Below are 24,968 nucleotides of genomic sequence, written 5' to 3'. Positions count from 1 at the left end.
GACCCGATGAGCAACCTCCTCACCGACCAGCCCGAGCTCTACGAAGAGCGCTTCCCCGATCCGGAGCACCTGGCCGCCCGCTGGGCCGAGGACGTCCTGCTGCGCCACGGCGCGGGCCCCCGCGTCCTCGACGTCGGCTGCGGCACCGGCCGGGACGCGGCCTGGCTGCACCACCGGGCCGGGCGCCAGGTCACCGGCATCGACACCTCGTCGGCCATGCTGGCCCACGCCCGCAGCCGCCACCCCGGCCCCGGCTACCACCACGCCGACATGCGGGACTTCGACCTCGGCGACGCCGTCTTCGACGCGGTCCTGTGCCTGGACAGCGCCCTGCTCTACTGCCACACCAACGAGGACCTCGCCGCCTTCCTGGCCCGCTGCCGCGCCCACCTCGCGCCCGGCGGGCTGCTGGTCGCCGAGATGCGCAACGGAGCCTTCTTCCTCGGCAACACCGAGCTGCTCGACGGCCCGCGCACCGCCTCCTTCGCCCGGCACGGGACCACGTACACCTCCCGCACCACCCTCCACATCGACCACGGCGCGCAACTCCTGCGCCGCCGTCGTATCTGGACCTCCGACGACGGCGCGCCGCCGGCGGAGCAGCACTCCGCCTGGCGCCTGCTCTTCCCGCAGGAGCTGCGGTACTTCCTCACCACCGCCGGTTTCGAGCTGCTCGACCTCTACGACCGCCCCGGCCCCCGTACCGAACCGCCCTGGACGGAGGGAGCGGCCCCGCAGGGCAGCACAAGCTCCGACCGCCTCCACCTCGTCGCCCGCCTCGCACCACCCCACCACCGCAACGGAGACACCACCCCATGAACGAGCAGCCCAGCGGCCTCGCCCGCCGAGGATTCATCATCGCCGGCAGCGCCACCGCGCTGGCCTTCGCCGCCGGATGCGGCAGCGCCGGGGACACCGCGCCCGACGCCGAGAACGCCGCCGCGGGCACCCCCCGGCGCGGCGGCCGGCTGCGCGCGGCCTTCGCCGGTGGGGGAGCGGGCGAGACCCTCGACCCGCACGCCGCCAACCTGTTCGTCGACGCGGCCCGCGCCAAGGCCCTCTTCGACAAGCTCGCCGACTTCGGCGCCGACCTCGCCGCCGTCCCCCGGCTCGCCGAACGCTGGGAGCCGAACGAGACCCTCGACACCTGGCGCATCACCCTGCGCAAGGCCGCCTTCCACGACGGCAGGCCCGTCACGGCCGAGGACGTCCTCGCCAGCTACCGCCGCATCGCCGACCCGAAGGGCACCTTCCGCGCCAAGGCCTCGCTGGAGCCCATCGACCTCGCCGCCAGCCGCGCCGTGGACGCGACCACCGTCGAGTTCCGGCTCAAGCGCCCCTACGCCGAATTCCCCAACGTGCTCGCGGCCTTCGGCGCGTACATCGTCCCCGAGGACGCCACCGCCTTCGACCGGCCCGTCGGATCCGGCCCGTTCAGCTTCGTGTCCTTCACGCCCGGCAGCTCGCTGGTCGTCAAGCGCAACGACGCCTACTGGGAAGGCGCCCCGCACCTCGACGAGCTGGAGTTCGTCATCGCGGCGGAGGAATCTGCCCGCGTCAGCGCCCTGCTCGGCGGCCAGGTCGAGTACGCCCACGAACTGAGCCCCGCCACCGCCCGTACCCACGAGGGCCAGAGCCGCATCCAGGTCGTCCGCCTCCCCGGCAGCGCCATGCAGGGCTTCGTCATGAAGACGGACCGTCCGCCCTTCGACGACAAGCGGGTCCGCCAGGCCTTCTTCCTCATCGCCGACCGCAAGGAACTCGTCGACGGCGCCCTCTCCGGCGCCGGCGAGATCGGCAACGACCTCTTCGGCAAGGGCTACCAGTACTACGCGTCCGCCCTGCCCCAGCGCACCCAGGACCTGGAGCGGGCCCGCGCCCTGCTCAAGGAGGCCGGCGCCGAAGGCCTCAAGGTCAGCCTCGACACCGCGCCCGCCGCCACCGGATTCATCGAGGCCGCCGGGATCTTCAAGGAGCAGGCGGCCAAGGCCGGGGTCACCGTCGAGGTCAAGGTCGGCAACAAGGACACGTACTGGAAGGACATCCTGTCCGCCGGAACCTTCGCCTCCTACCGCTCCGGCGCCATGCCCATCGAGTCCCACCTCTCCCAGCGGCTCCTGACCGGCTCCACCACCAACGCCACCAAATGGCAGCAGAAGGACTTCGACGACCTCTACCAGCAGGCCCAGTCCACTCGCGACGAGGCGCAGCGCTCCGCCCTCTACGAGCGGATGCAGCGCCGCCTGCACGACGAGGGCGGCTTCCTGATCTGGGGCTTCGCCGACTGGATCGTGGCCACCGCGCCCAAGGTGCGCGGGGTCTCCAAGACCGCGCCCGCCAACACCCTCGACTGGGCCCGCTTCGACAAGATCTGGCTGGCGTGAGCGTCCACCTCTCCTGGACGGGCCGCCGTCTGCTCCTCGGCCTGGGGCAGACGGCGGCCGTCGTCCTGTTCATCTTCGTACTCACCGAGGCCCTGCCCGGCGACGCCGCCGTGGTCCTGGCCGGGGACCAGCCCGACCCCGAGCGCATCGAACGCATCCGGGCCGCCATGGGCCTGGACCGCCCGCCCGCCGAACGCTTCCTCGACTGGGTCGGCGGACTGCTCCACGGCGACCTCGGCACCTCCCTCGTCACCGGGCGGCCCGTCACCGGCTACCTGGCCGCCGGGCTCGGCCCCACGCTGCTCCTGGCCACCGCCACCTTCGCGCTGCTCCTCCCCGTCTCGGCCGGTCTCGGCGTGCTGGCCGCCCGCCGCGAGGGCGGACCGCTGGACCGCGCCGTCAGCGCCGCGACCCTCGCCGTCCACGCCGTCCCGGAGTTCGCCCTCGGGGTGCTGCTCGCCACGGTGTTCGGCCTCTGGCTCGGCTGGCTGCCGCCCACCGCCGTCGGCGCGGACCCGTACGTCCAGCCCGCCGTGCTCGTCCTGCCCGTTCTGGTCCTGTTGTCCCGGCCGGTGTGCACCATCAGCCGCCTGGTGCGGGCCGGGATGATCGACGCGATGGCCTCGCCCTACGTCGCCCAGGCCAGGCGCCTCGGCGTGCCCGGCGCCCGCGTCCGCTGGACGCACGCCCTGCCCAACGCCCTCGCCCCGGCCACCCAGCAGCTGGCCCGCACCTGTGACTGGCTGCTGAGCGGGGTGATCGTCGTGGAGGCCCTGTTCGTCATCCCGGGGCTGGGCACCGTGCTCATCGAGGCGGTCTCCGCCCGTGACATCCCCGTCGTCCAGGGCATGGCGGTGGTCTTCGGCGTCGTCACCGTCCTGGTCAACCTCGCGGCCGATCTCGTGGCGCGCCGCTTCGCTCCACGCTCGGAGGTTGCAGCGTGAAATATCACCTGTCACGGTATGCCCTCGCCCTGGCACTGATCGCCGTACCGCTGCTCCTCGCCCTGCTCGGCCCGCTGTTCGCCGGACCCGCCGGGCCGCGGGCCGTCTCCTTCGCCGAGGGGCAAGGCCACTGGCTCGGCACCGACTTCGCCGGCCGCGACGTGTGGCGCCAAGTTCTCCTCGGTGGCCGGTCCGTCGTCCTCGTGGCCCTCGCAGCCACCGCGCTCGCCTACCTCGTCGCGATCCCGCTGGGGCTCGGCGCCGCGCTCACCCGCCGTACCTGGCTGGAGGAAGCGCTGATGCGGCCCCTGGACGTGGTCATCGCCGTGCCCTCCCTGCTCCTGGTGCTGCTCGTCGCGGCCACCCTCACGCCGGGACCCGTCGGACTGACCGTCCTGGTCGGCCTGGCCGCCGTGCCCGACGCGGCCCGCGTCGTGCACGCGGCGGCCGTCGAGATCGCCTCCCGGCCGGCGGTCGAAGCCCTGCGCATGCAAGGCGAATCCTGGTGGCGCACGGCCGTCGGCTACGTGGCCCGCTCCATGCGCCGCACCCTCGCCGCGGACGCCGGAATCCGGCTGACGGGCGCCCTGTACCTGGTGGCCACGGCCGCCTTCCTCGGCGTCGGGGTGCAGCCGGACGCCGCCGACTGGGCCGTGATGGTCGACCGCAACCGCGCCGGCCTCTTCCTGCTGCCCTGGCCCGTGGTGGTGCCCGCCCTGCTCATCGCGGCCCTGTCGATGGGCACCAACCTGCTCTTCGACGCCGCGCAGCAGGACACCACCGCGGTCGCTGAGAACCGTAGGAAAGGAGCGACGCGATGAGCCTCGTCGCCGAAGACCCCGCCGCCGAAGACCCCGCTGCCGAAGGCCCCGTCGCCGAAGTGCGGGGGCTGCGGGTGGAGATCGACGGCCGAGCCGTCGTCGACGGGGTCGGCCTCCAGGCCCACGCGGGCCGGATCACCGCCCTCATCGGCCCCTCCGGCAGCGGCAAGACCACCACGGGCCTCGCCCTCCTCGGCGAGTACCCGCCGGGCGCCCGCGTCGAGGGCACCATCCGCACGGCGGGGAGCGCGGTCGGGTACGTGCCCCAGCACCCCGGAGCCGTCCTCAACCCCGCCCGCCGCGCCGGGGCGCTGCTGCGGGACATCGCCGCCCGCCAGGGCGGCGGCAGGGGCGAGATCCGCCGACGCGTCGAGGAGGCCCTGCTGCTGGCCCGGATCCCGGATCCCGCCGTCGTCCTGCGCCGCTTCCCCCACCAGCTCTCCGGCGGCCAGCAGCAGCGGGTCGTCCTGGCCCAGGCGCTGCTGCTCGGCGCCCGCGTGATCGTCGCCGACGAACCCACCACCGGGCAGGACGCCCTCACCAAACAGGGCATCGTCGCGGAGCTGGCCGCCGTGGCCGCGCAGGGCATCGCCGTGGTCCTGCTGAGCCACGACCTCGACGTCGTACGGGAACTGGCCGACGAGGTCGTCGTCCTGCGCGACGGCCGCGTGGTGGACCGCGGGCCGGTGTCCTCGGTCCTCGGCCGCCCCCCGCAGGACCCGCCGCCCGAGCCGCGCCCGGCCCGCCCGAGGGCCCCCGTACGCCTGGAGGCGCGGGCGCTGACGGCCACGCACCGCACCGCGCGGGGCACCGTCGAGGTGCTGAGCGACGTCTCGGTCTCGGTCGCGGCGGGGGAGTGCCTGGCGCTGATCGGCCGCTCCGGCAGCGGCAAGACCACCCTGGGCCGCTGCCTGGCCGGGCTGCACACCCGCTACGACGGCCGGATCCTGCGCGACGGCAAGCCGCTGCCGCGCAGCCTGCGCCGGCGCGGCCGCATCGAGCTGGCGGCCGTCCAGTACGTGTTCCAGGACGCGAAGGCCGCCTTCGACGAGCACCGGCCCGTGCTCGACCAGGTCGCCCGCAGCGCCGTACGCCTGCGCGGCGCGACCCCGGACGAGGCGCGCCGGGCGGCGCTGCGCACGCTGGCGGAGCTGGGCCTCACCGAGCGGCAGGCCGGACGCCGCCCCGGCGGCCTCTCCGGCGGTGAACTCCAGCGGGCGGCCCTGGCCCGCGCCCTGCTGGCACGGCCGGAGGTGCTGGTCTGCGACGAGATCACCTCGGGCCTGGACCCCGTCAGCCGCCGCGGCCTGCTCGACGTGCTCGCCGCACTGCGCGATCGGACCGAACTCGGCCTGGTCCTGATCACCCACGACCTGGCGGCCGCCGGGGTGCTCGCCGACCGGATCGCGGTCCTGGACGCGGGCCGCGTCGTCGAGGAAGGCCCGGCCCACCGGCTGCTCGCCGAGCCGCGGCACGCCTTCACCCGGGCGCTGCTCGCGGCCGAGCGCGCACACGACTTCGGCCCGGCCCCCGTCAAGGGGCCGGGCCGATGATCCCGAGGCCCTGTCGTCAAAGCAGCGCCGGTAAGGCCCGCGGCACGAGGCGTCGCGGGCCAGGCGGGACTTCGACGACAGGGCCTCGGGGGAGGGAGGTCAGGAACGCTCGTCGCGCTGCTCGGCGCGCTGCGCGTTCTTCTCCTTGATCCGCACGGTCTCCTTGCGGACCTCGGCCTGAGTGGCGCGCTCCTTCCGCAGCCACTCGGGGTTTTCCTGCTTCAGGGCCTCGATCTGCTCCGTGGTGAGGGCCTCGGTGACCCCGCCGCGGGCGAGACCGGCGATGGAGACACCGAGCTTCGCCGCGACGACCGGGCGGGGGTGCGGGCCGTTGCGCCGCAGTTCGACCAGCCACTCGGGCGGGTCGGCCTGGAGGGCGCTCAGCTCGGTGCGCGAGACGACCCCCTCCTGGAACTCGGCGGGGGTGGCTTCGAGGTACACACCCAGCTTCTTCGCCGCGGTCGCGGGCTTCATCGTTTGGGTGCTCTGGTGCGACGTCATGGAGTCAAGAGTATCGAGCGTGTGCGCTACCTCCGACCACGGCCGGTAACCTGGCGGGGTGACAGGCTCGGAAGTAACCCCTTCGTTCCGGCTCGCCTATGTCCCGGGAGTGACGCCCACCAAGTGGGTGCGGATCTGGAACGAGCGGCTGCCCGACGTCCCGCTGACACTCGTCGCAGTGTCGCCCACCGAAGCGTTCGACCTGCTGAGGGGCAGTGGCGCCGACGCGGGCTTCGTGCGGCTGCCCGTCGACCGGGCCGACCTCAGCGCGATCCCGCTCTACACCGAGACGACCGTCGTCGTGATCCCGAAGGACCACCTCGTGGCCTCGGCCGAGGAGGTGTCGACGGAGGATCTCGCCGACGAGATCGTGCTGCACCCCCTTGACGACGTCCTCGGCTGGGAGAGCCTGCCCGGCCGGCCGGCCTTCGAGCGCCCCGCCACCACGGCGGACGCCGTCGAGCTGGTGGCGGCGGGCATCGGCGTACTCGTCGTCCCCCAGTCGCTCGCCCGCCTGCACCACCGCAAGGACCTCACCTACCGGCCGCTCTCCGGTGCGCCCGAGTCACGGATCGCGCTGTCCTGGCCGGAGGAGAAGACCACCGACCTGGTGGAGGAGTTCATCGGAATCGTCCGCGGGCGGACCGTGAACAGCACGCGGGGACGCCCGCCGACCCCGCCGCAGCCCAAGCAGCGCAAGACCGCGGCGGGCACGTCGCAAGCGCGGGCCAAGTCGGGCGGCAAGCCGGCCGGCAAGAACGCACGCGGCGGCTCCGCCACCCCCAAGGCCGCCAAGCGCGGCAAGCCCCGCCGCGGCCGGTAGTCGCACCGTGGCCGGCGCCCGAACGCCGAACGCGCCACGGCGACCGTACTGACCGGGGCGTGAGCACGGGCCGCTCCGCCAAGCGGGAGCGGCCCGGCATCGGACGCGAGGAGCAGATCCGCCCGTACCACCCGCACGAGGGGGAAGGCGGCTGAGGCGGACCGTCGCGTCAGGTCTTGCCCTTGGCCTTCTTCGCCTTGTCGGAAGCCTTCGCCACCATCTCCTCGGTCTTGCCGCCCATCTGCTCCGCGCTGCCCTCCGCCTGCATGCGCTTGTCGTCCATCGCGTCGCCCGCGGTTTCCTTGAGCTTGCCCTTGACCTGCTTGGCCTTCGCCTTTGCCTTGCTCATGACGAGGTCGTTCCTTCCTGGGGGAATGTTGCATGCCCACCATGCGCCGGTACCGGGCACCTCGCAATTCGGGGGGACGGGGGAGAGCCGGAAGAGTGCGGGGGAGGTGTAACGGGCGAATGCGGGGGCAGACGGTGCACCGGAGGTTGATAGTCATGGTTCCCCTTCTTCTCGTTCTCCTGCTGGTGCTCCTCCTCTTCGGCGCGGGTTTCGCGTGGGACGTCCTGTGGTGGATCGCCATCGTCGTACTGGTCCTCTGGCTGATCGGATTCGTCGCCCGTCCGGCAGGCGGCGGCGGGCGCTGGTACCGCTGGTAGTGGAGGAGTTCTTCACGTGGCTGAACACGGATGGAGCTATTCGTCGGCCTCCGGTTATCAGGTCGGCGCCGACCTCACCGGCTATAAGGTCGAGGCGACCGACGGAAGTATCGGCAAGGTCGACAAACATTCCGGCCAGGCGGGTGACGCCTATCTGGTCGTGGACACCGGTGTGTGGATATTCGGCAAGGAAGTCCTCCTGCCCGCGGACACGGTGACCGAGGTCGATCTGGTGGAGGAGAAGGTCCGCGTCCGCCTGACGAAGGAGCAGATCAAGAATGCTCCGGAGTTCCACCGGGACGAGCACCTCACCGACCCCGCGTACCGCGAGGAACTGGGCCTCTATTACGGCATCACCGGCCCGTTCGGCACCAGTCACCGCGCCTGACGCGGGCGCGCGGCGTGCCCCGGCGCTCGCGTTGCGCGGCGCCGGGCCGACGGGCAGGGTCGATGGCGCGGCTCCCTCGCAGGAAGGGCGGGGCCAGGAAGGCGGACCATGACCATCGCCACCGTGAATCCCACGACCGGCCAGACGCTGCGCACCTTCGACGCACTCGACGCCGACGGCATCGAGCGGTGCCTGGCCGAAGCCGCGCGGACGGCGCCCGACTACCGCCGCACCGACTTCTCCGAGCGCTCCGAGCTGCTGAACCGCGCGGCCGCACTCCTGGAGGCCGAAGCGCAGGACATCGCGCGCACCATGACCACCGAGATGGGCAAGCCGCTCGCGGCGGCCCGCGCCGAGGCGGCCAAGTGCGTCAAGGCGATGCGCTGGTACGCCGCACACGCCGAGGGCCTCCTCGCCGACGAGCACCCCCCGGACGCCGACGTGCGCGACTCCGGAGCCTCGGCCGTCCGGGTGCGCTACCGGCCCCTCGGGGTGGTCCTCGCCGTCATGCCGTGGAACTTCCCGCTCTGGCAGGTCGTACGGTTCGCCGCGCCCGCCCTCATGGCGGGCAACGTGGGCCTGCTCAAGCACGCCTCGAACGTCCCGCAGACCGCCCTGTACCTCGGGGACCTCTTCCACCGGGCGGGCTTCCCGCGAGGCTGCTTCCAGACCCTGCTGATCGGTTCCGGCGCCGTGGAAGGCGTCCTGCGCGACCCGCGCGTGGCCGCCGCCACCCTGACGGGCAGCGAGCCCGCCGGGCGCGCGGTCGCCTCCGTCGCCGGGGACGAGGTCAAGAAGACCGTCATGGAACTCGGCGGCAGCGACCCCTACGTCGTGATGCCCTCGGCCGACATCGCCCGGGCCGCCGCCACGGCCGTGACCGCCCGCGTCCAGAACAACGGCCAGTCCTGCATCGCCGCCAAACGGTTCATCGTGCACGGCGACGTCTACGAGGAGTTCGCCCGGCACTTCACGGACGGCATGGCGGCGCTCACCGTGGGCGACCCGATGCGGGACTCCACCGACGTCGGCCCGCTGGCCACCGAGAGCGGCCGCGACGGCCTGGAGGAACTGGTCGAGGACGCCGTACGCCAGGGCGCCACGGTCCTGTGCGGAGGCCGGCGCCCGCCCGGACACCCGGACGGCTGGTTCTACGAGCCGACGGTCCTCGCCGACGTCACCGAGGCCATGCGCGTCGATCAGGAGGAGACCTTCGGGCCCGTCGCCACCCTGTACCGGGTGGGGAGCCTGGAGGAAGCCGTGGAGCGCGCCAACCACACCCCCTTCGGACTCAGCTCCAACGTCTGGACCCGCGACGAGTCCGACCTGGAACGCTTCGTACGCGACCTCGACGCCGGCGGCATCTACGTCAACGGCATGACCGCCTCCCACCCCGCTCTGCCGTTCGGCGGCGTCAAGCGGTCGGGGTACGGGCGCGAGCTGTCCGGGCACGGCATCCGCGAGTTCTGCAACGTCACCACGATCTGGCAGGCAGCGGGCGAGGGCTGAGCCAACCGGCCGGTCCCGCCGAATCTCCGGCACCGCGGTGAGTGCCGGCCGACGCAGAGGGTAGGCGCCGCACATGTCCGTCACCTTGATCGACCGAACCGTCCCCCTGATCGACCGCACCGTCCCCCTGCTGGCCCAGGGCTACGCCTGGCTCCCCGACCTGCGCCGCGGCCACGGCGGTGAGGGCCCGGTCCGGGTCCGGCTCATGGGCAGGAGCGCCATCGCCCTGCACGGTCAGGCGGCGGTGGAGTTCTTCTACGACGAGCGCCACGTGCTGCGCCAGGGGGCGCTGCCGGGGCCCGTACTGGACACGCTGTTCGGCCGGGGCGCGGTGCACACCCTGGACGGCGACGCGCACCGGGCCCGCAAGGACATGCTCGTCTCCCTCCTGATGGCCCCGGACGGCGTCCGGGCGCTCGTCGACCGGGTCGAGAGGTACTGGGGCGAGGCCGTCGAGGAGTGGGAGGGCCGCGAGGTCGTGCTCTTCGAGGAGGTGAGCGCCGTCCTCGCCCGGGCGGTCTGCGACTGGGTCGCGCTGCCCGTCCCCGAGGACGCCGCCCGCGAGATCGCCGAGGACTGCGTGGCCATGGTCGACGGGTTCGCCACCGCCGGTCCGCGCCACTGGAAGGCCCGCCGGGCCCGGTCCCGCCAGGAGGCGGCGCTCGCGCGGAGCGTCGAGGAGGTACGCGCGGGCGTGGCCCACCTCGGCCGCCCCGAGACCGTCCACCGGGTGGACGGGTCCTCCCGCTCGGCCCTGGAGACGGTGGCCCGGCACCGCGGCGCCGACGGCCGACTGCTCGATCCGCACACCGCGGCCGTCGAACTGCTCAACATCATCCGGCCGACGGTGGCCCTGGCCTGGTTCGCCGCCTTCGCCGCGCACGCCCTGCACCGCGACCCCGGGCAGCGGGAGCGGCTGCGCGCGGACGACGGCGCGTACGCCCGGGCGTTCGCGCACGAGGTCCGGCGCTTCTACCCCTTCGCGCCCTTCGTCGGCGGCCTCGCCGCCCGGGACCTGGAGTTCCAGGGAGAGAAGATCCGCGAGGGCACCATGGTGCTGCTCGACGTCTACGGGCACCACCACGACCCCGAACTGTGGCCGGAGCCCTACCACTTCGACCCGCGCCGCTTCCTCGGCCGGGAACCCGACCGCGACGAGCTCATCCCGCAGGGCGGCGGGGACGCCCGCACCGGTCACCGCTGTCCCGGGGAGGACATCGCCGTCAGCGTGCTGACCGCGCTCGCCTCGGCCCTGGCCCGCCTCGACTTCGACGTCCCGGAACAGGACCTCAGGATCCCGCTCCACCGCATCCCCACGCGACCGCGCAGCGGTTTCGTGGTGAAGGCGGTACGCCGGCCGAGCAGTCGGCAGAAAGCACGTCCGAGCTGAAGACGGAGGTAGGGGCACATGAACCGCGCGGCGCTGTTCGACGTCGACGGAACCCTGGCCGACACCAACCACCTGCACGTCATCTGCTGGTGGGAGGCACTGCGGCAGTCCGGCCACCACGTCGCCATGCACGAGATCCACCGAGCCGTCGGCCTGCCCGGCGAGGACCTGGTCGCCCACCTTCTCGGCGACGACCGTGACACGAGCCAGGACGACAAGATCAGCGCCGCACACGACACCCTCTACGGCACGTACTTCGACCGGCTGCCCCCGCTGGACTCGGCCGCCGGGCTGCTGCGCGAACTCCACGGGCGGGGCTGGCGGGTGGTGCTCGTCACCTCGGCCGGCGGCACCGAACTCAGCGCGCTGCGCAAAGCCATCGACGCCGAAGAGGCCATCACCGCCACGGCCAGCTCCGACGACGTCAGCGAGGGCAAACCGCAGCCCGATCCCGTGCACCACGCCCTCGGCCTCGTGGACGCGCCCCCGGACGGCTCGGTGTACGTCGGCGACACCGTCTGGGACATGAAGGCGGCCACTCGGGCCGGTGTCCCGTGCGTCGGGCTGCTCTGCGGCGGCATCCCGCGGCGCGACCTCGAAGAGGCCGGGGCGGACGCCGTCTACCAGCACCCCGGCGATCTGCTCGCCCACCTCGACCGCAGCCCGTTCGCCGCCGCGCCGAGCGGCGCGGACACCGTGTCGTCCCCCGGAAGGGAGCCCGTCCCATGACATCGCACTCAACCGCCGAGCCGGGAGGAGAAGGCCCGCGCGTCGTGGTCGTCGGAGCCACCGGAAACGTCGGGACCAGCGTCGTCGAGGCCTTCACGCGGGACCCCGCCGTGGTCTCCGTCCTGGGCCTGGCCCGGCGCGTCCCCGCGTGGCAGCCGCCCAAGACCCAGTGGGAGGCCGTGGACATCGAGCCGGGCGGCGCCGACCTGGTACCGCTCTTCACCGGCGCGGACGCGGTGATCCACCTCGCCTGGAAGTTCCAGCCCACCCACGACCCCGCGCAGACCTGGCGCACCAACGTCCTCGGCAGCATCCGGGTGTTCGAGGCCGTCGCGGCGGCCGGGGTGCCCGTACTCGTCCACGCCTCCTCGGTCGGCGCCTACTCACCCGGCCCCAAGGACCCCAGGGTCGACGAGACGTGGCCGACGCACGGCTGGCCGCAGGCCGCGTACACGCGGGAGAAGGCCTACCTGGAACGGGTCCTCGACGCCTACGAGTGCGCCCATCCCTCCATCCGCGTGGTGCGGATGCGGCCCGCCTTCCTCTTCAAGCGGGAGGCCGCCTCCGAACAGCGCCGGATCTTCGCCGGTCGGCTGCTGCCCGGCTCGCTCGTCCGGCCCGGCCTGATCCCCGCCGTGCCCGACCTCCCGGGCCTGACGTTCCAGGCGCTGCACACCGACGACGCGGCCGCCGCCTACCGCGAGGCCGTCGCCCGCCCGGTGAGCGGAGCCTTCAACCTCGCCGCCGATCCGCCCCTCGGCGCGGCGGCCCTGGCCGGCATCTTCGACGCCCGGCGCCTGCGGGTGCCGGTCGGCGCGGTACGGACCGCACTCTCGGCCGCGTGGCGGCTGCGCCTGGTGCCCGCTTCCCCCGACCTCTTCGACGCGGTGCTGCGGCTGCCGCTGCTGGACTGCACCAGGGCCCGTGAGGAACTGGAGTGGGAGCCGCGCCGTACGTCCGTGGAGGCCTTCGAGGAGTTCCTCGAGGGCCTGCGCGAGGGCGCGGGCATGCGGACGCCGCCGCTGGCCGCCGGTCACGCCTGACCGGCGGCACGGTCCGGCGCCGCGACAGGGACGGACAGGGACGGCTCACTCGGCGCTGGGGACGTCGAGCGGCGCGTCCGGCGCCCGGTCCTTCGCGGCCGCCATCTGCTCGCCCAGCTCCTTCAGCCGGTTGCGCCCCATCGCCTTGCGCACCTGCGGGAACCAGTCCCGCTCCTCTTCCTTCACGTGATGGCGCACGCTCTCGATGAGCACGCGGACCTTCGCGTCGAAGCGCTCGTCGGCCGGTTCGAGCATGCCGAGCTCGGCACAGATCCACACCGCGACGTGGTGCTCCTCGATGCTCTCCAGCACGTGTTCGGCGGTGTCCGGATCGGCCGCGCGCGCCGCGGGATAGAAGATCTCCTCCTCGATGAAGGTGTGGGTGGTCAGCTCGTCGACGATCCGGTCGACTATTTCCTGTTTCTCCTCCAGGGCGCCCTCGTCCGTCGCCTCGAAGCGCTTGAACAGCTTCTCGACGGTCTTGTGGTCTTCCTTCAACAGCACGATGCCGTCCATGCCCGCCTCTTTCCCGTTCGGCGCGGCGCGCGCCCGTCAGGGCCTGAGCAGCGTCTTGATCATTCCGTCTTCCTTGCTCTGGAACATCGCGTAGGCCCGCGGAGCCTCCTCCAACGGCATCGTGTGCGTGGCGAAGCCCTCCACACCCAGCGGATCCGTGTCGCCGAGCAGCGGCAGGATGTCGTCCACCCACGCCCGTACGTTGGCCTGCCCCATCCGCAGCTGGATCTGCTTGTCGAACATCGTGAGCAGCGGCAGTGGATCTGCGGCGCCGCCGTAGACACCGGACACCGAGACGGTGCCGCCCCTGCGCACCACGTCGATCGCCGTGCGCAGGGCGTGCAGGCTGTCGATTCCGGCGCGCTCCATCAGCGGCCTCGCCAGGGCGTCCGGCAGCCGTACCGTCGCCTTCTGGACCGCGGAGGCCAGCGGCGCGCCGTGCGCCTCCATCCCCACCGCGTCGATGACGCTGTCCGTGCCGCGCCCCCCGGTCAGCTCGCGGACCGTGTCGCCCAGCGCCTTGCCGCGCTCCGTGAGGTCGAGCGTGTGGACCCCGAAGGAACGGGCCCGCTCCAGCCGGGCGGGGACGAGGTCGACGCCCACCACCATCCGCGCGCCCCGGTACAGCGCTATCCGCGCGGCCATCAGCCCGATCGGCCCGAGGCCCAGGACGGTGAGCGAGCCGCCCGGCGGGACGGCGGCGTACTCGACGGCCTGCCAGGCCGTCGGCAGCACGTCCGACAGGTAGACGAAACGCTCGTCCGGCGGTCCCTTGGGCACCTTGACGGGCAGGGTGTCACCGAAGGGCACGCGCACGTACTCCGCCTGCCCGCCGGGGACCTGGCCGTACAGCTTGGTGTATCCGAACAGCGCGCCGCCCTTTCCGTGCTCTCGCACCTGGGTGGTCTCACACTGGGACTGGAGGCCCTGGTCGCACATGAAGCAGCGGCCGCAGGAGATGTTGAACGGGATGACGACGCGGTCGCCCCGGCGCAGCGTCTCGACCTCCGGTCCCACCTCCTCGACATACCCCATGGCCTCGTGTCCCAGGACGTCCCCGGCGTCGAGGAAGGGTCCCAGTACGGCGTACAGATGCAGGTCGGAGCCGCAGATGCCGGTGGACGTCACCTTGACGACGATGTCGGTGGGGTCCTGCACCCGCGGATCCGGCACGTTCTCCACGCGGACGTCCCGCGTGCCCTGCCAGGTCACTGCGCGCATGGTCTCGCCTCCGCGACGGGAGTCGGTGACAGAAACACCCTGCGCCTTCCCGTGGCGTAGCGGACTATGCGGGCGGCGCCCCGCCGGCGCCCGTGTGGCGGGGAAACGGACGGGTAGGCGCCGGACACCGTGTGGGAGGAGGCCCCGATGGACGTACTGACCATGGGTGTGGAGGAGGAGTACCTCCTGGTCGACCGCGACAGCCGGGCGCCGGTGAACCGGGCGCCGCAGGTGATCGGCGCGGCCACCGCCGCGCTGGGCGCCCTGGTCCAGGCCGAGTTCTTCACCGCCCAGGTGGAGGTCTGTACGGAGCCGGCCGTCGACTGCGCCGACCTGCGGGGGCAGCTGCGGCGGCTGCGCGGGACCGTCGCCGAGGCCGCCGGCGCGGCCGACTGCCTGCTGGTGGCCTCGCCCGTCCCCGTGATCGCGCCGCGGGAGCCCCTGACGGTGACCGACAACGAGCGCTACCGCCACATCGCCCGTCGGTACGCCGTGTTCGTCGCCCCGTCCAGCCTCGTCTGCGGCTGCCACGTGCACGTGGGCGCACTGGACCGGGGACGGGCCCTCGCCCTGGGGAACCACGTGCGCCCCTGGCTGCCGGTGCTCCAGTCGCTGAACGCCAACTCGCCGTTCGTCCGCGGCCGCGACACCGGCTACGACAGCTGGCGCTCGGTGGCCTCCTCCTGCTGGCCGACCGTGGGACCGCCCCCGCTGGTCGACGAGCGCCGGTACCTCGCCCATGTCGACGGGCTGGTCAGCGCGGGCGTGCTCCTCGACCGCCGGATGCTGTACTGGTACGCCCGCCCTTCCGAGCACGTGCCGACGCTGGAGGTACGGGTCGCCGACGTCAACGCCGACCTCGACACGGTCGTCCTGACGGCCGCGCTCGTACGGGGGCTCGCGGGCGTGCTCCTCGCCGAGGTGGACGCCGGCGTACCGCCGCCCGACCCGCCCACGGGCCGGCTCGAGGCCGCGCACACCCTCGCGGCGGCGTACGGGATCACCGGGCCGGGCATCGACCCGAGCAGCGGGCGGCGCGAGCCGCACGCGGCCCTGCTCGTCGACCGGATGCTGGAGCGCGCTGCCCCCGGGCTCGCGGCGGCCGGTGACCTGCGCACGGTGGAAACCCTGTGGGACCGGCTGCGCCGACAGGGCAACGGAGCGAGCCGCCAGCGGGCCGTCCACGCCCGTACGGGCAGCCTCGCGGCCGTCGTCGACAGCCTCGCCGCGGCCCCGCGGACCGCTCCGCTCCCCTGCTGAACCCGGCGGCGGGGAGGGGTCGCGACAGGGGCCGGTCCCGCCGGGAAAACGGTGGACCGGCGGAGGGTCCCAGGCGTCCCAGCCGTGCCATGATCGGAGGATGAAGAGCGATTCCGCGCTTCCCGCGGACGGCGCCCCGCCCGAGGTGCTCGCCCTGGCCAAGGTGGTGGCCAGGCTGCGCTCCGAGGTCGCGGACCTGGAAGGAATCGTTTCGACGACGGCCGTCGTGGAGCAGGCCAAGGGCGTGCTGATGGCCCAGGCGGGGGTGTCGGCCGATCTGGCCTACGACATGCTCATGCGGCGCGCCGACCAGCGGCGGCGGACCCTGCTGGAGGAGTGCTGGATCATCCTGGGCCAGGTCCGCGCGCGCCCCGCGTCCCCGTCCCCGCTGGCCCTGTCGCTCCCGCCGGAGTTCCGGCCTCCGGCGCCCGAGCGGGCCCCGGCGTCGGGGCCTCCCGGTTCCGCGGACGAGGAACAGCGTCCGCTCCTGGCCCGTCTGGCCGAGGGTCTGGCCGACGCGCACGGTCCGGACGACGTGGCCGGCCTGCTGCGCGCCGTCCTCGGTGACGCCGAGGACGTCGACGCGGTGATGATCTACACGGTCGGCCCCGCCGGCAGCCTGGACCTGGCGGGCTCGGCCGGCATCGACGACACGCTGGCCGAGCAGTGGCACCACGTCCCGCCCCTCGGCGGTTTCGATGGTGCGGCCCCCCTCGAAGCCGTCGCCGCCCGGCGTCCCCTGTGGCTGGAGGACCCGTCGCGCGACGCCACCCGCTATCTGCTCATCGGTGATCCACCCGAGCGCTGGCCGTCGCGTGCCTGGATCCCCGTGCCCGGTGACGGTCCGGCGACGACCGCGATCGGCTTCTTCCGCACCCGGGACGCTCCCTTCACCCCGGACACCAGGGCCCTGCTGCGACGGGCCGCCCGGCTGTGCGGTGGCCCGCTGCGCGTCTTCGGGCACCCGGCCGGCGCCCACCGGGCGGGCGACGGCGGCCGGGACGGCGTGGACGCCGTCCAGACGGTCATGGACGCGCTCTGCGCGCCGGCGATCCTCCTCACGCCCCTGCGGTCGCGGACCGGCGAGATCGAGGACTACCGGATCGACGCGGCGACGCCCATGTCCGTCGACGCGGCCGGCCGCAGCGGCAAGGAACTCATCGGCAGGCGGATCCTGGAGACCTACCCCACCGTGGCCGGCACCCCCCTCTGGGAGGGATACCTGGACACGCTGACCACCGGAACGCTGTACGAGAGCGAGCCCTTCACCTATCACGAGGTGATCGCCGGAGTCCCGAGCGAATCCTCGTACTCCGTCCGGGTCACCCGGCTCGGGAGCCGCCTGGTCGTGTCCTGGACCCAGCACGACGCGACCGAGCGCGAGGCCCGCAGGCTGGCGGACATGCAGCGGCTGGGCCATCTCGGCTGGGCGGGCTGGAACCTGGCCACCCACGCCATCGCCTGGTCCGAGCACCTCTACGCCATCTTCGACCGCGACCCCGCCGACGGGCCGATGGCGCTGGACGAGCTGCCCCTGCACCCGGTCGCGGAGGACCGGCCGCGGCTGGGAGCGGCCGTGCGGCGGCTCCTGGACGACGGCACGGCCATCGACCAGCCCTTCCGCATCACCACCGCGGACGGCGTCCGCCACCTGCGGATGGTCGCGAAGGCCCGGACGGACGTCGACGGCACACCGGTCGAGGTGCACGGCTTCTTCCAGGACCTCACCGTGCAGCGGGACGCCGAACTGGCCCTGCACCAGAGCGAACGTGCCGTCCTCGTCCAGCGCGGGATGCTCCAGGCCGAACGCAGCCTCGCCGACCGCCTCCAGCAGGCTCTGCTGCCCCTCCCGGCGCAGTCCCTGGAGCGGGCCGGGCTGCGCGTCGACGTCGCCTACGTGCCCTCCGACACCGGGGTGAACGTCGGAGGCGACTGGTACAGCGCCATCGAACTCCCCGACGGGAGCGCCCTCTTCGTCGTCGGGGACGTCGCGGGCCACGGGCTGGACGCCGTCGCGACCATGGCCCAGCTCCGGTTCACCGCCAAGGGCATGATCGTCACCGGCTCGGCGCTGCCCGACGCCATGAGCCGGCTCAACACCCTCCTGCTAAACACGGCTTCGGACACCCACGGAGCCACCGCCACCATGATCATGGCCCACTACCGGCCCTCGGACCGCCGCCTGACCTGGGTACGGGCCGGACACCTGCCGCCCCTGCTGATCCGCGGCGGTCAGGCCGGCTTCCTGCCCCAGCCGGTGGGCGCCCTCCTCGGAGCGACCTCCGACGCGGTGTACGCGCGGGCCACGCTCACCCTGGCACCGGGTGACCACCTCCTGCTCTACACCGACGGGCTCGTCGAGGAACCGGGAGAGGACATCGACACCGGACTCACCCGGCTCGCCGACACCTCCCGCCGGCTCGTCGACGAGGGACGGTCCGAAGCACTCGCCCGGACTCTGGCGGCGCAGCGCCCGGGGCACCGGGACGACATCTGCGTCCTGGACATCCACGTCCCCGCCCCTCCCGCATGAGGAGGCCGGCGCATGAGAGGGTCGGCCACGGGTGCCACGCACACGGAGGAGCGAGATGCGAGAGCCGGACCACGGCAGGCAGGACCACGGCAGGCACGAGACGGCGGAGGAGCGGGCCGACCGGCAGTGGGAGGAGCTGGTCCAGGAGATCCGGGTGGCCCAGACGGGTGTGCAGATCCTCTTCGGCTTCCTGCTGACCGTCGTCTTCACCCAGCACTTCCAGGTACTGTCGCGGACCGACAAGACGATCTACGTCGTCACCATCGTCCTCGGGTCCCTCGCGACCGGCGCGCTCATCGCCCCGGTCGCCTTCCACCGCATCGTGACGGGCCGCCGGATGAAGCCCCAGACCGTCGTGTGGGCCTCCCGGCTCACCTTCGCCGGCATCGTCCTGCTGCTCGCGACGCTCGTGGCGGCCCTCTTCCTCGTCCTGCGGGTGGCCACCCACGACGCCTTCGTCCCCTGGCTGGTGGCCGGCGTCTTGGTGTGGTTCCTGGCGTGCTGGTTCGGCCTGCCCCTGTGGGCGCGCTCCCGCCACACCACCAAGGACTGACCGTACGGATGACGACGGCGGCCGCCGGTCACGCGCCGGTCAGTCGCCGAACACCGTGACGAACTCCTCGACGAACGCCGAGCAGAACGCCTCCAGGTCGCCGGGCTTGCGACTGGTGATCAGCGTGGCGGGCGCCGCGTGGCAGACGTGCGCCTCCTCGTCGACCCACGTGCCGCCCGCGTTGCGGATGTCGGTCGCCAGACTGGGCCAGGAGGTCAGCGTGCGCCCCCGTACGACGTCGGCCTCGACCAGCATCCAGGGGGCGTGGCAGATGGCCGCGACCGGCTTTCCGGCGTCGAAGAAGCTCCGGGTGAAGCCGACGGCCCGCTCGTTCATCCGCAGGGCGTCGGGACTGGCCACCCCGCCGGGCAGGACGAGCGCGTCGAAGTCCCCTGGCGGGTCATCGCCGAGTACGTGGTCGACCGGGTAGCCGCCCGCCTTGTCGAAATGACGGAACGCGCGTACCTGCCCCGGCTTCGTCGACACCAGCTGGGGGTCCCAGCCGGCTTTCAGGGCGGCCTTCCAGGGCTCCGTGAGTTCGATCTCCTCGACGCCCTGGGGCGCCGCCAGAAAGGCGATGCGCATCGTGCTCACATCCTCCGGCCGGGGTCGTCTTGCCTGCCCTCGGCGCCTGCCCGGCCGTACGCCGCTCAAGCGCGGCCCGGCCGCGGCCGATGTGCGGGGGGTACCCGCCCGCTGGACCGACGGATCACGAGGAGCCCGACGTGACGGAGCTGGACGCCTTCACCGGTGTACTCGACGGCCCCATGTACGTGGTCACGGCCGCGGCCGGGGACGCGCGGGCGGGCTGCCTGGTGGGGTTCGCCTCGCAGTGCTCGATCCACCCGCCGCGGTTCGTCGTCTGGCTGTCCACGGCCAACCACACCTACCGGGTCGCCTGTGAGGCGTCCCATGTCACCGTGCACCTGCTCCTGCGTGAGCAGCGGGAACTCGCGGAGCTCTTCGGCGGCGAGACGGGGGACCGCGTGGACAAGTTCGCCCGTACCGGCTGGCAGCCGGGGGAGGCGGGCAGTCCCGTGCTGACGGCGGTCCGCACCTGGTTCACCGGCCGGATCGAGGGGCGGATCGAGGGCGGCGACCACGTGGGCTTCCTGCTGGCGCCCGCGAGGCAGTGCCGTCCCTCCGACGGCCCGCCCCCCGCACTGCTGCGCTACAGCGATGTCCGGGACCTGGAGCCCGGACATCCGGCCTGAGGCCTCAGCTGCTGTAGACGCCGACCTCGTGGAGCGAGTAGCCCCACTGGGTGCCGCGCGCCAGCCCGTGGACGCGTACGTAACGGGCGGGGGTGCCGGTGAACCGCGCCGTGTCCAGGCCGCCGTCACCGGTGGTGGTCGACCATGCGGACCGCCAGTTCGCGCCGTCGGCGGAGAGCTCGACGCGGTACGACTTCCCGAACGCGCGCTCCCAGTCGAGGGTGACCCGCTTGACCAGGGTGGAGGCCCCGAGGTCGATGCTCAGCCACTGGTCGTCGCTCCAGTCGCTGGCCCAGCGCGAGCCCCGGTCCCCGTCCACGGCCCGGCCGGGCGCGTAGCTCGCGAAGGGGTTCCACTCCGTCGAAGAGGCCGAGGAGGGCGCGCCCGCGGCCAGGTTCACCCCGGCCTTGTGCTTCTCGGAGGCGCCCCAGGTGGTGAGGTAGGACTCGGCGCCCTTGAAGAGGTCGTCCACCACGTCCTGGCCGCCGACGAGCCGGATGTCCTCGATCCAGTCCGGGACCAGGCCGTAGTGCGAGGCGCCGTCGGTGTTGAGGTCCCAGGTCCGCTCGCCGGTGGTCTGCCGGTCGATGACCGACCCGCCGTCGGTGCTGCGGAAGGGGTAGCGCACCGGGTTCGGGGTGTCCGCTCCCCGCGGGCCCGGCCAGCCGCCCACGCCGTTCATGTCGGTGCCGTACCCGTAGCCGACGCCGTACTTGTCGCGCAGCGCGTCCGTGCGCTCGGCCTCCGCGCTGAATGCCTCCGCGCCGCCCATGTACTGGGCGACGAAGCCGCCGAGGCGGTAGACGCGCTCGGTCCAGTCGAGGTCCATCCAGCTGTGCGAGGAGATCACGCCGGCGTACGACTCGGATTCCAGGATGTCGAAGGCCCGTCCGGCGGCCTTGACGCTCATGTGGTCGATCTCCAGCATCATCCTGCGTTTCATCATGCCGCGCACGGCGTACTCACCGAGATCGGTCAGGCCGCGGGTGTTGCACTGGGCGTCGGCGGCGTACGAGGGGACGGACACGCCCGCGGGGAGTTCCTTCTGCGCCGCCGGCGCCGCCGCGAGGCCGATGGGGTTGTCGTGCTGCGGGCCGGCGCACCGCTCGGTCTTCCAGAAGGTGCCCGTCGACAGGAACTGGCCCACGTTGATCGCCGTACCGAGGGCGCCCGAGTCGAAGCGGACCCCGCACAGGGCGTTGTCGAACTTGTGGCACAGGAACATGCTGCGCACGCCCAGCCCGTGCAGCTCGTCCAGGCCGCGGTCGATGTCCTCCTGCCCGCACTGCGCGATGTCCAGGATCTGCTTGCAGCCGAACGGCTCGGAGGTCTCGACCCCCAGCACGACGGCCAGCTTGCCCTGCTCGATGACCTCGCGGGCCTGCCCGGAATCGGTGACGATCCTGAACCAGCCCTTGCCCGGTCCGCCGTACATCTTGTCGACGAAGGCCTGCATGTCGTAGGTCTTCCGCGCCTCCAGCCGGATGGCGGCCATCTCGTCGCAGCCGCGGTCCTTGAAGAAGTAGACGGAGCAGATCACGCCGTTGGTGACGAGGTCGTTGACGAGCACCCGCTGACCGCCGCGCCAGGCCCGCTCGACCCAGGCGTAGTAGTTCTGCTGGTGCGTCAGCGAGTCGTGGGCCGGCCAGTCCTCGAAGGTGGGCCAGCCGTCGGGGTCGTGCCTGCCGTCACCGCCGTTGGTGATGAAGTCGAAGATCGCCAACGAGCCGTCGGGGTAGTGCTCGGGGCAGTCCTTGAGCGCGTCGGCGATCCCCAGCTCGGAGAACGGCTTGCCGCAGATGAGCCGGCCGCCGAAGCCCTCGTTGGACATCAGGTGGTCGTGCGCGTCGACGAAGCCCCGCACCTTCCCCTGGGAGTCGGTCCCCTTGAAGGGCTCGCCGACGACGTTGATCCCGGAGTCGGGCGCGGGCCGCGCGACCGGGGTCCACCAGCCCGGCTCCGCCGCGGAGCTGGGGACGGGCCCCAGCACCATGGCCATCACGGCCAGGAGTAACGACAGGACCGCGAGGGGGCTGCGCCCGCGGCGGGGGTGTCGCGTCAAGGTCATCACTCACGTCCTGGTCGGCGGACGGCGCGGTCGGATCCCGGCCTCGGTTGTCATGCCACGTACAAGCGGTGGGATGAGAATCCCGAGTGGCGCGAGCGGAGTCAAGGGTGCGGGAGCGATGACCTGATGGTTCGTCAGGAGCCGCGACGGCGGAGGCCCGGCTCAGCCGTGTGCGGCGCGGTGGGGGAAGAGGCGTGCGGGACGCGGTATGTGCGGCAGGCCGCGCATCAGGCGGGTGACGCCGAGCGCGTAGCCGATGCCGAACAGGAGGGAGGCGAGGAACGCGAGGTACCGGGAGAACCCCTCGATGAGGGGGAAGATCTGCCAGTGGGTCAGGTAGATGTACAGGGAGCTGGTCGCCAGGAGGCCGGCCACCTGGTTGATCCGTTCCCGGCCGGGCAGGGTGGGGACCCATACGAGCAGGGCGAATCCGGCGAGGACGACGACCTCCCGCCCCGGGTCGCCGGGGAAGAACCCGGGCACCGTGGCCAGCGCCGCGACGGTGACGACCAGCCGCCGGCGCGCGGTGACGGCCTTCGCCGCCGCCCAGCCCAGGGCGAACAGCCAGAAGACGGTGACGGCGTCCGGGATCTCGGCGCGGTCCGGGAGGCCGAGCAGGTCGTAGCGGGGCAGCAGGCCCAGGGCCGCGATCGTCAGGGGCAGGCCGTAGGGGAAGCGGCGCTCCAGCCGGTCCACGGCGGGCAGGCCGAGGAGGGCGACGGCGGCGATCAGGATGTAGAGCAGCGCTTCGACGAACCAGAACTGCATGCCTGTCTTGCTGTCCGGCGGCCCGAGGACGCTGTCGAGCAGCGCGAGGTTGGCCAGGGTGTAGTCGTCGTTGAGCAGCAGGACGAAGCCTATCCAGGCCATGCTCGGCAGCGCGATCCGGGCGATGCTGGTCCAGACCCGGCGGACGCGCTCGCCGCGCTCGCAGGAGGTCAGGTGGAAGCGGGCGAAGTTGTAGCCCGCGAGGGCGAGCAGCAGATGCGCCCCGCCCTTGATGCCGAAGACGTGGATGTGCGAGCCCACGATGCAGAAGATCGCCATGGCGCGCAGCGCGACCCCGCTCTCCAGCGCGCGCCCACGTGAGGGGAGCTTCCGCCCGGACGGCACGAGTTCCCCGACCGGTGTGGTGTGCCAGTCGGCCGGCAGGTGGCCGAGCCGCTCTTCGAGGTGGAGCGACATCTCGACGTACGAGAGGGAGTCGCCGCCCAGGCCGACGAAGGTGCTGTCCCGGGTCACCTCGGGCCGGGGCCGGTCGAGGACCAGCGCGTAGAGCGCGCACAGGTCCTCGGGGGCGGCGCCGCGGGCGGGGGGCGGTGCGTCGGCCTCGGCGGCCCGGCGGCCCAGTGCGCGCACGGCCTGGTAGTCGGGCTTGCCCGTGGCCAGGCGCGGCAGATCGGCCAGTACGTGCACCCGTACCGCGTGCGCCGGGAGCGCGCAGGCCGCCGTCACCAGCCGGCGGATCCGCCGGGCGTCGGATGCGCGAGGACCGGTGACGGCGACGGCGAGGACTTCGTCGTCGCCGGCGCACAGGGCGGTGACGCCGTGCCGGGCGAGCACCGCCTCGATCTGGCCGGGGTCGATCCGCAGGCCGAGGATCTTCACGAACCGGCTGCGGCGGCCGACGATCGCGTAGAGCCCCTCGGGGGTGAGCCGCGCGATGTCGCCGGTGTGCAGCTCCTCGACGGTCCGGCCGAGGCCCAGGTCACGCGGGGTGTCGGCGTAGCCCAACATGACGTTGGGTCCCGCGTAGACCAGCTCGCCGGTGTCCGCTCCGGGCCGGTCCGGCAGCGGCTGGAGCCTGAAGGAGCCGCCCGGCACGGGGACTCCGATCGCCTCGGGGTGGGTCTCGGCGAGCGCCGGGGGAAGGTAGGCCATCCGGGCCGTCGCCTCCGTCTGGCCGTACATCACGAACAGCTCCCAGCCGGCCTCGCGCCCCAGGGCGGCGTAGCGCCGCACCCGGTCGGGCGCCAGCCGTCCGCCGGCCTGGGTCACGTACCGCAGATGGGGCAGGTCCATGGAGGCGAATCCGACCCGGTCCAGCAGGTCGAAGGTGTACGGCACGCCCGCGAACGTCGTACCGCGCCCGGCCCGGAACAGCTCCCAGAAGCAGCTGTCGGCGACCGACAGGTCGGTGAGGATCAGCCCGGCGCCGCGCAGCAGGTGGCTGTGGACGACGGAGAGTCCGTAGCAGTAGTGCAGGGGCAGCGTCGTGGCGGCGCGGTCGGTGTCCCGCACGCCCAGGTAGGCGGCGATCGACTCGGCGTTGGACTGGACGTTCTCGTGGGAGAGCCGGACGAGCTTCGGTGAGCCGGTCGAGCCGGAGGTGCTCAGCAGCAGCGCCAGGTCGGGGTGGAGGGTGTGCGCCGAGACGGCGCGGCGCTCCTCGAGCACCCACCGGCCGTCCTCCGCGTACGCCACGACGTCCGGGTCGTACGCGTCGATCAGCGACCGCACCGCTTCGGGGTGGTCGCCGGGGACCAGCAGGACGGGGTGCCCGGCGGCGAGGGCGGCGAGATGGACGACGAGCGCGTCGAGGGTGTTGGCCCCGGACAGCAGGATCAGGCGGCGTTCGCGCCCCAGGCGCCGCGCGGTCGCGTCCACGCGCGCGGCCAGCTCGCGGTACGTCACCGGTCCGTCGGCGGTGAGGACCGCGGTGCGGTCGCCGTGAGCGGCGAGGGTCGCGGCGAACGGGACGGTACGGGTACCTGGGAGTGGGGCGGAAGGGGCTGTCACGAGCGCATCTTAGGAATGCCTTACCTCAAGGGATAGTCACAGGAAAGTCACAGCTGATCCATTGAAGATCCACAGGAATTTCACCTGTAGGGTCGGCTCCGCCGTCCGGTGGT

General features: G+C 72.9%; 23 protein-coding genes. 16 read left to right on the top strand and 7 right to left on the bottom strand.

Features of this window, described 5'->3' with window-relative positions; all coding sequences use genetic code 11:
- Positions 1-6: 6 nt before the first annotated feature.
- From ACWDYJ_RS03720 to ACWDYJ_RS03700, 5 genes are read left to right on the top strand one after another with little or no spacing between them, the layout of a single operon-like run.
- Positions 7-819 (top strand): class I SAM-dependent methyltransferase, encoded by an 813-nt coding sequence (locus ACWDYJ_RS03720; RefSeq protein ID WP_451563824.1) that lies wholly within the window; start codon positions 7-9, stop codon positions 817-819.
- Positions 816-2,384, top strand: coding sequence for an ABC transporter substrate-binding protein (locus ACWDYJ_RS03715; RefSeq protein ID WP_451563823.1), 1,569 nt, complete (start codon positions 816-818; stop codon positions 2,382-2,384). Before ACWDYJ_RS03720 ends, ACWDYJ_RS03715 begins: the two co-directional genes overlap by 4 nt.
- Positions 2,372-3,328: an ABC transporter permease gene (locus tag ACWDYJ_RS03710; RefSeq protein ID WP_451563896.1), complete on the top strand. Its 957-nt coding sequence runs from the start codon at positions 2,372-2,374 to the stop codon at positions 3,326-3,328. The genes ACWDYJ_RS03715 and ACWDYJ_RS03710 overlap by 13 nt, the downstream gene beginning before the upstream one ends.
- Positions 3,325-4,149, top strand: coding sequence for an ABC transporter permease subunit (locus ACWDYJ_RS03705; RefSeq protein ID WP_451563822.1), 825 nt, complete (start codon positions 3,325-3,327; stop codon positions 4,147-4,149). Before ACWDYJ_RS03710 ends, ACWDYJ_RS03705 begins: the two co-directional genes overlap by 4 nt.
- Complete coding sequence (locus ACWDYJ_RS03700) at positions 4,146-5,702, top strand: ABC transporter ATP-binding protein (protein ID WP_451563821.1); 1,557 nt, start codon at positions 4,146-4,148, stop codon at positions 5,700-5,702. Before ACWDYJ_RS03705 ends, ACWDYJ_RS03700 begins: the two co-directional genes overlap by 4 nt.
- A gap of 99 nt (positions 5,703-5,801) precedes the next feature.
- Here ACWDYJ_RS03700 and ACWDYJ_RS03695 read toward each other — a convergent pair whose 3' ends face one another.
- A complete protein-coding gene (locus ACWDYJ_RS03695; RefSeq protein WP_451563820.1) occupies positions 5,802-6,203 on the bottom strand; it encodes a DUF5997 family protein in 402 nt (133 codons plus the stop codon).
- A gap of 58 nt (positions 6,204-6,261) precedes the next feature.
- Between ACWDYJ_RS03695 and ACWDYJ_RS03690 the strand changes: the two genes are divergently transcribed.
- The gene (locus ACWDYJ_RS03690) at positions 6,262-7,026 is read left to right on the top strand and encodes a LysR family substrate-binding domain-containing protein (protein ID WP_451563819.1); all 765 of its coding nucleotides are present in this window, start codon (positions 6,262-6,264) and stop codon (positions 7,024-7,026) included.
- A gap of 169 nt (positions 7,027-7,195) precedes the next feature.
- Here the strand turns inward: ACWDYJ_RS03690 and ACWDYJ_RS03685 are convergent, their stop codons facing one another.
- Positions 7,196-7,375, bottom strand: coding sequence for a CsbD family protein (locus ACWDYJ_RS03685; protein ID WP_451563818.1), 180 nt, complete (start codon positions 7,373-7,375; stop codon positions 7,196-7,198).
- Positions 7,376-7,530: 155 nt separating this feature from the next.
- On the opposite strand from ACWDYJ_RS03685, the gene ACWDYJ_RS03680 reads away from it, so the two are divergent.
- The 6 genes from ACWDYJ_RS03680 (at position 7,531) to ACWDYJ_RS03655 (ending at position 12,751) form a co-directional block, all read left to right on the top strand.
- A complete protein-coding gene (locus ACWDYJ_RS03680; protein ID WP_451563817.1) occupies positions 7,531-7,692 on the top strand; it encodes a hydrophobic protein in 162 nt (53 codons plus the stop codon).
- Positions 7,693-7,708: 16 nt separating this feature from the next.
- Complete coding sequence (locus ACWDYJ_RS03675; protein WP_451563816.1) at positions 7,709-8,080, top strand: PRC-barrel domain-containing protein; 372 nt, start codon at positions 7,709-7,711, stop codon at positions 8,078-8,080.
- 108 nt (positions 8,081-8,188) lie between these two features.
- Positions 8,189-9,589 (top strand): NADP-dependent succinic semialdehyde dehydrogenase, encoded by a 1,401-nt coding sequence (locus ACWDYJ_RS03670; protein WP_451563815.1) that lies wholly within the window; start codon positions 8,189-8,191, stop codon positions 9,587-9,589.
- Between the two features lie 73 nt (positions 9,590-9,662).
- Positions 9,663-10,979: a cytochrome P450 gene (locus ACWDYJ_RS03665; protein ID WP_451563814.1), complete on the top strand. Its 1,317-nt coding sequence runs from the start codon at positions 9,663-9,665 to the stop codon at positions 10,977-10,979.
- An 18-nt stretch (positions 10,980-10,997) separates the two neighbouring features.
- Positions 10,998-11,708: an HAD family hydrolase gene (locus tag ACWDYJ_RS03660; RefSeq protein ID WP_451563813.1), complete on the top strand. Its 711-nt coding sequence runs from the start codon at positions 10,998-11,000 to the stop codon at positions 11,706-11,708.
- Entirely contained in the window at positions 11,705-12,751 is a 1,047-nt protein-coding gene (locus tag ACWDYJ_RS03655) for an NAD-dependent epimerase/dehydratase family protein (protein WP_451563812.1), read from the top strand. Before ACWDYJ_RS03660 ends, ACWDYJ_RS03655 begins: the two co-directional genes overlap by 4 nt.
- Before the next feature lie 45 nt (positions 12,752-12,796).
- On the opposite strand, the gene ACWDYJ_RS03650 is transcribed toward ACWDYJ_RS03655, so the two are convergent.
- The gene (locus tag ACWDYJ_RS03650; protein WP_451563811.1) at positions 12,797-13,267 is read right to left on the bottom strand and encodes a hemerythrin domain-containing protein; all 471 of its coding nucleotides are present in this window, start codon (positions 13,265-13,267) and stop codon (positions 12,797-12,799) included.
- Positions 13,268-13,303: 36 nt separating this feature from the next.
- On the bottom strand, positions 13,304-14,488 hold the full coding sequence (locus ACWDYJ_RS03645; RefSeq protein ID WP_451563810.1) for a zinc-dependent alcohol dehydrogenase: 1,185 nt from the start codon (positions 14,486-14,488) through the stop codon (positions 13,304-13,306).
- A 147-nt stretch (positions 14,489-14,635) separates the two neighbouring features.
- Between ACWDYJ_RS03645 and ACWDYJ_RS03640 the strand changes: the two genes are divergently transcribed.
- From ACWDYJ_RS03640 to ACWDYJ_RS03630, 3 genes are all read left to right on the top strand, one after another.
- Positions 14,636-15,748 carry a carboxylate-amine ligase gene (locus ACWDYJ_RS03640; protein WP_451563809.1) on the top strand — a complete coding sequence of 371 codons (1,113 nt, stop codon included), beginning with the start codon at positions 14,636-14,638 and terminating at the stop codon, positions 15,746-15,748.
- Between the two features lie 100 nt (positions 15,749-15,848).
- Entirely contained in the window at positions 15,849-18,281 is a 2,433-nt protein-coding gene (locus ACWDYJ_RS03635; RefSeq protein ID WP_451563808.1) for a SpoIIE family protein phosphatase, read from the top strand.
- Between the two features lie 55 nt (positions 18,282-18,336).
- A complete protein-coding gene (locus tag ACWDYJ_RS03630; RefSeq protein ID WP_451563807.1) occupies positions 18,337-18,834 on the top strand; it encodes a DUF6328 family protein in 498 nt (165 codons plus the stop codon).
- A gap of 39 nt (positions 18,835-18,873) precedes the next feature.
- Here ACWDYJ_RS03630 and ACWDYJ_RS03625 read toward each other — a convergent pair whose 3' ends face one another.
- Positions 18,874-19,419: a type 1 glutamine amidotransferase domain-containing protein gene (locus tag ACWDYJ_RS03625; RefSeq protein WP_451563806.1), complete on the bottom strand. Its 546-nt coding sequence runs from the start codon at positions 19,417-19,419 to the stop codon at positions 18,874-18,876.
- Between the two features lie 140 nt (positions 19,420-19,559).
- On the opposite strand from ACWDYJ_RS03625, the gene ACWDYJ_RS03620 reads away from it, so the two are divergent.
- Positions 19,560-20,048, top strand: coding sequence for a flavin reductase family protein (locus ACWDYJ_RS03620; protein WP_451563805.1), 489 nt, complete (start codon positions 19,560-19,562; stop codon positions 20,046-20,048).
- Between the two features lie 4 nt (positions 20,049-20,052).
- On the opposite strand, the gene ACWDYJ_RS03615 is transcribed toward ACWDYJ_RS03620, so the two are convergent.
- Positions 20,053-22,116, bottom strand: coding sequence for a galactose-binding domain-containing protein (locus ACWDYJ_RS03615; RefSeq protein WP_451563804.1), 2,064 nt, complete (start codon positions 22,114-22,116; stop codon positions 20,053-20,055).
- A 162-nt stretch (positions 22,117-22,278) separates the two neighbouring features.
- A complete protein-coding gene (locus ACWDYJ_RS03610; RefSeq protein ID WP_451563803.1) occupies positions 22,279-24,855 on the bottom strand; it encodes an AMP-binding protein in 2,577 nt (858 codons plus the stop codon).
- Positions 24,856-24,968 lie beyond the last annotated feature (113 nt).

Source organism: Streptomyces sp. NPDC003042 (assembly GCF_053591315.1).
The sequence above is the reverse complement of the archived record's forward strand: the minus strand, read 5'-3'. Positions and strand labels throughout refer to the sequence as shown.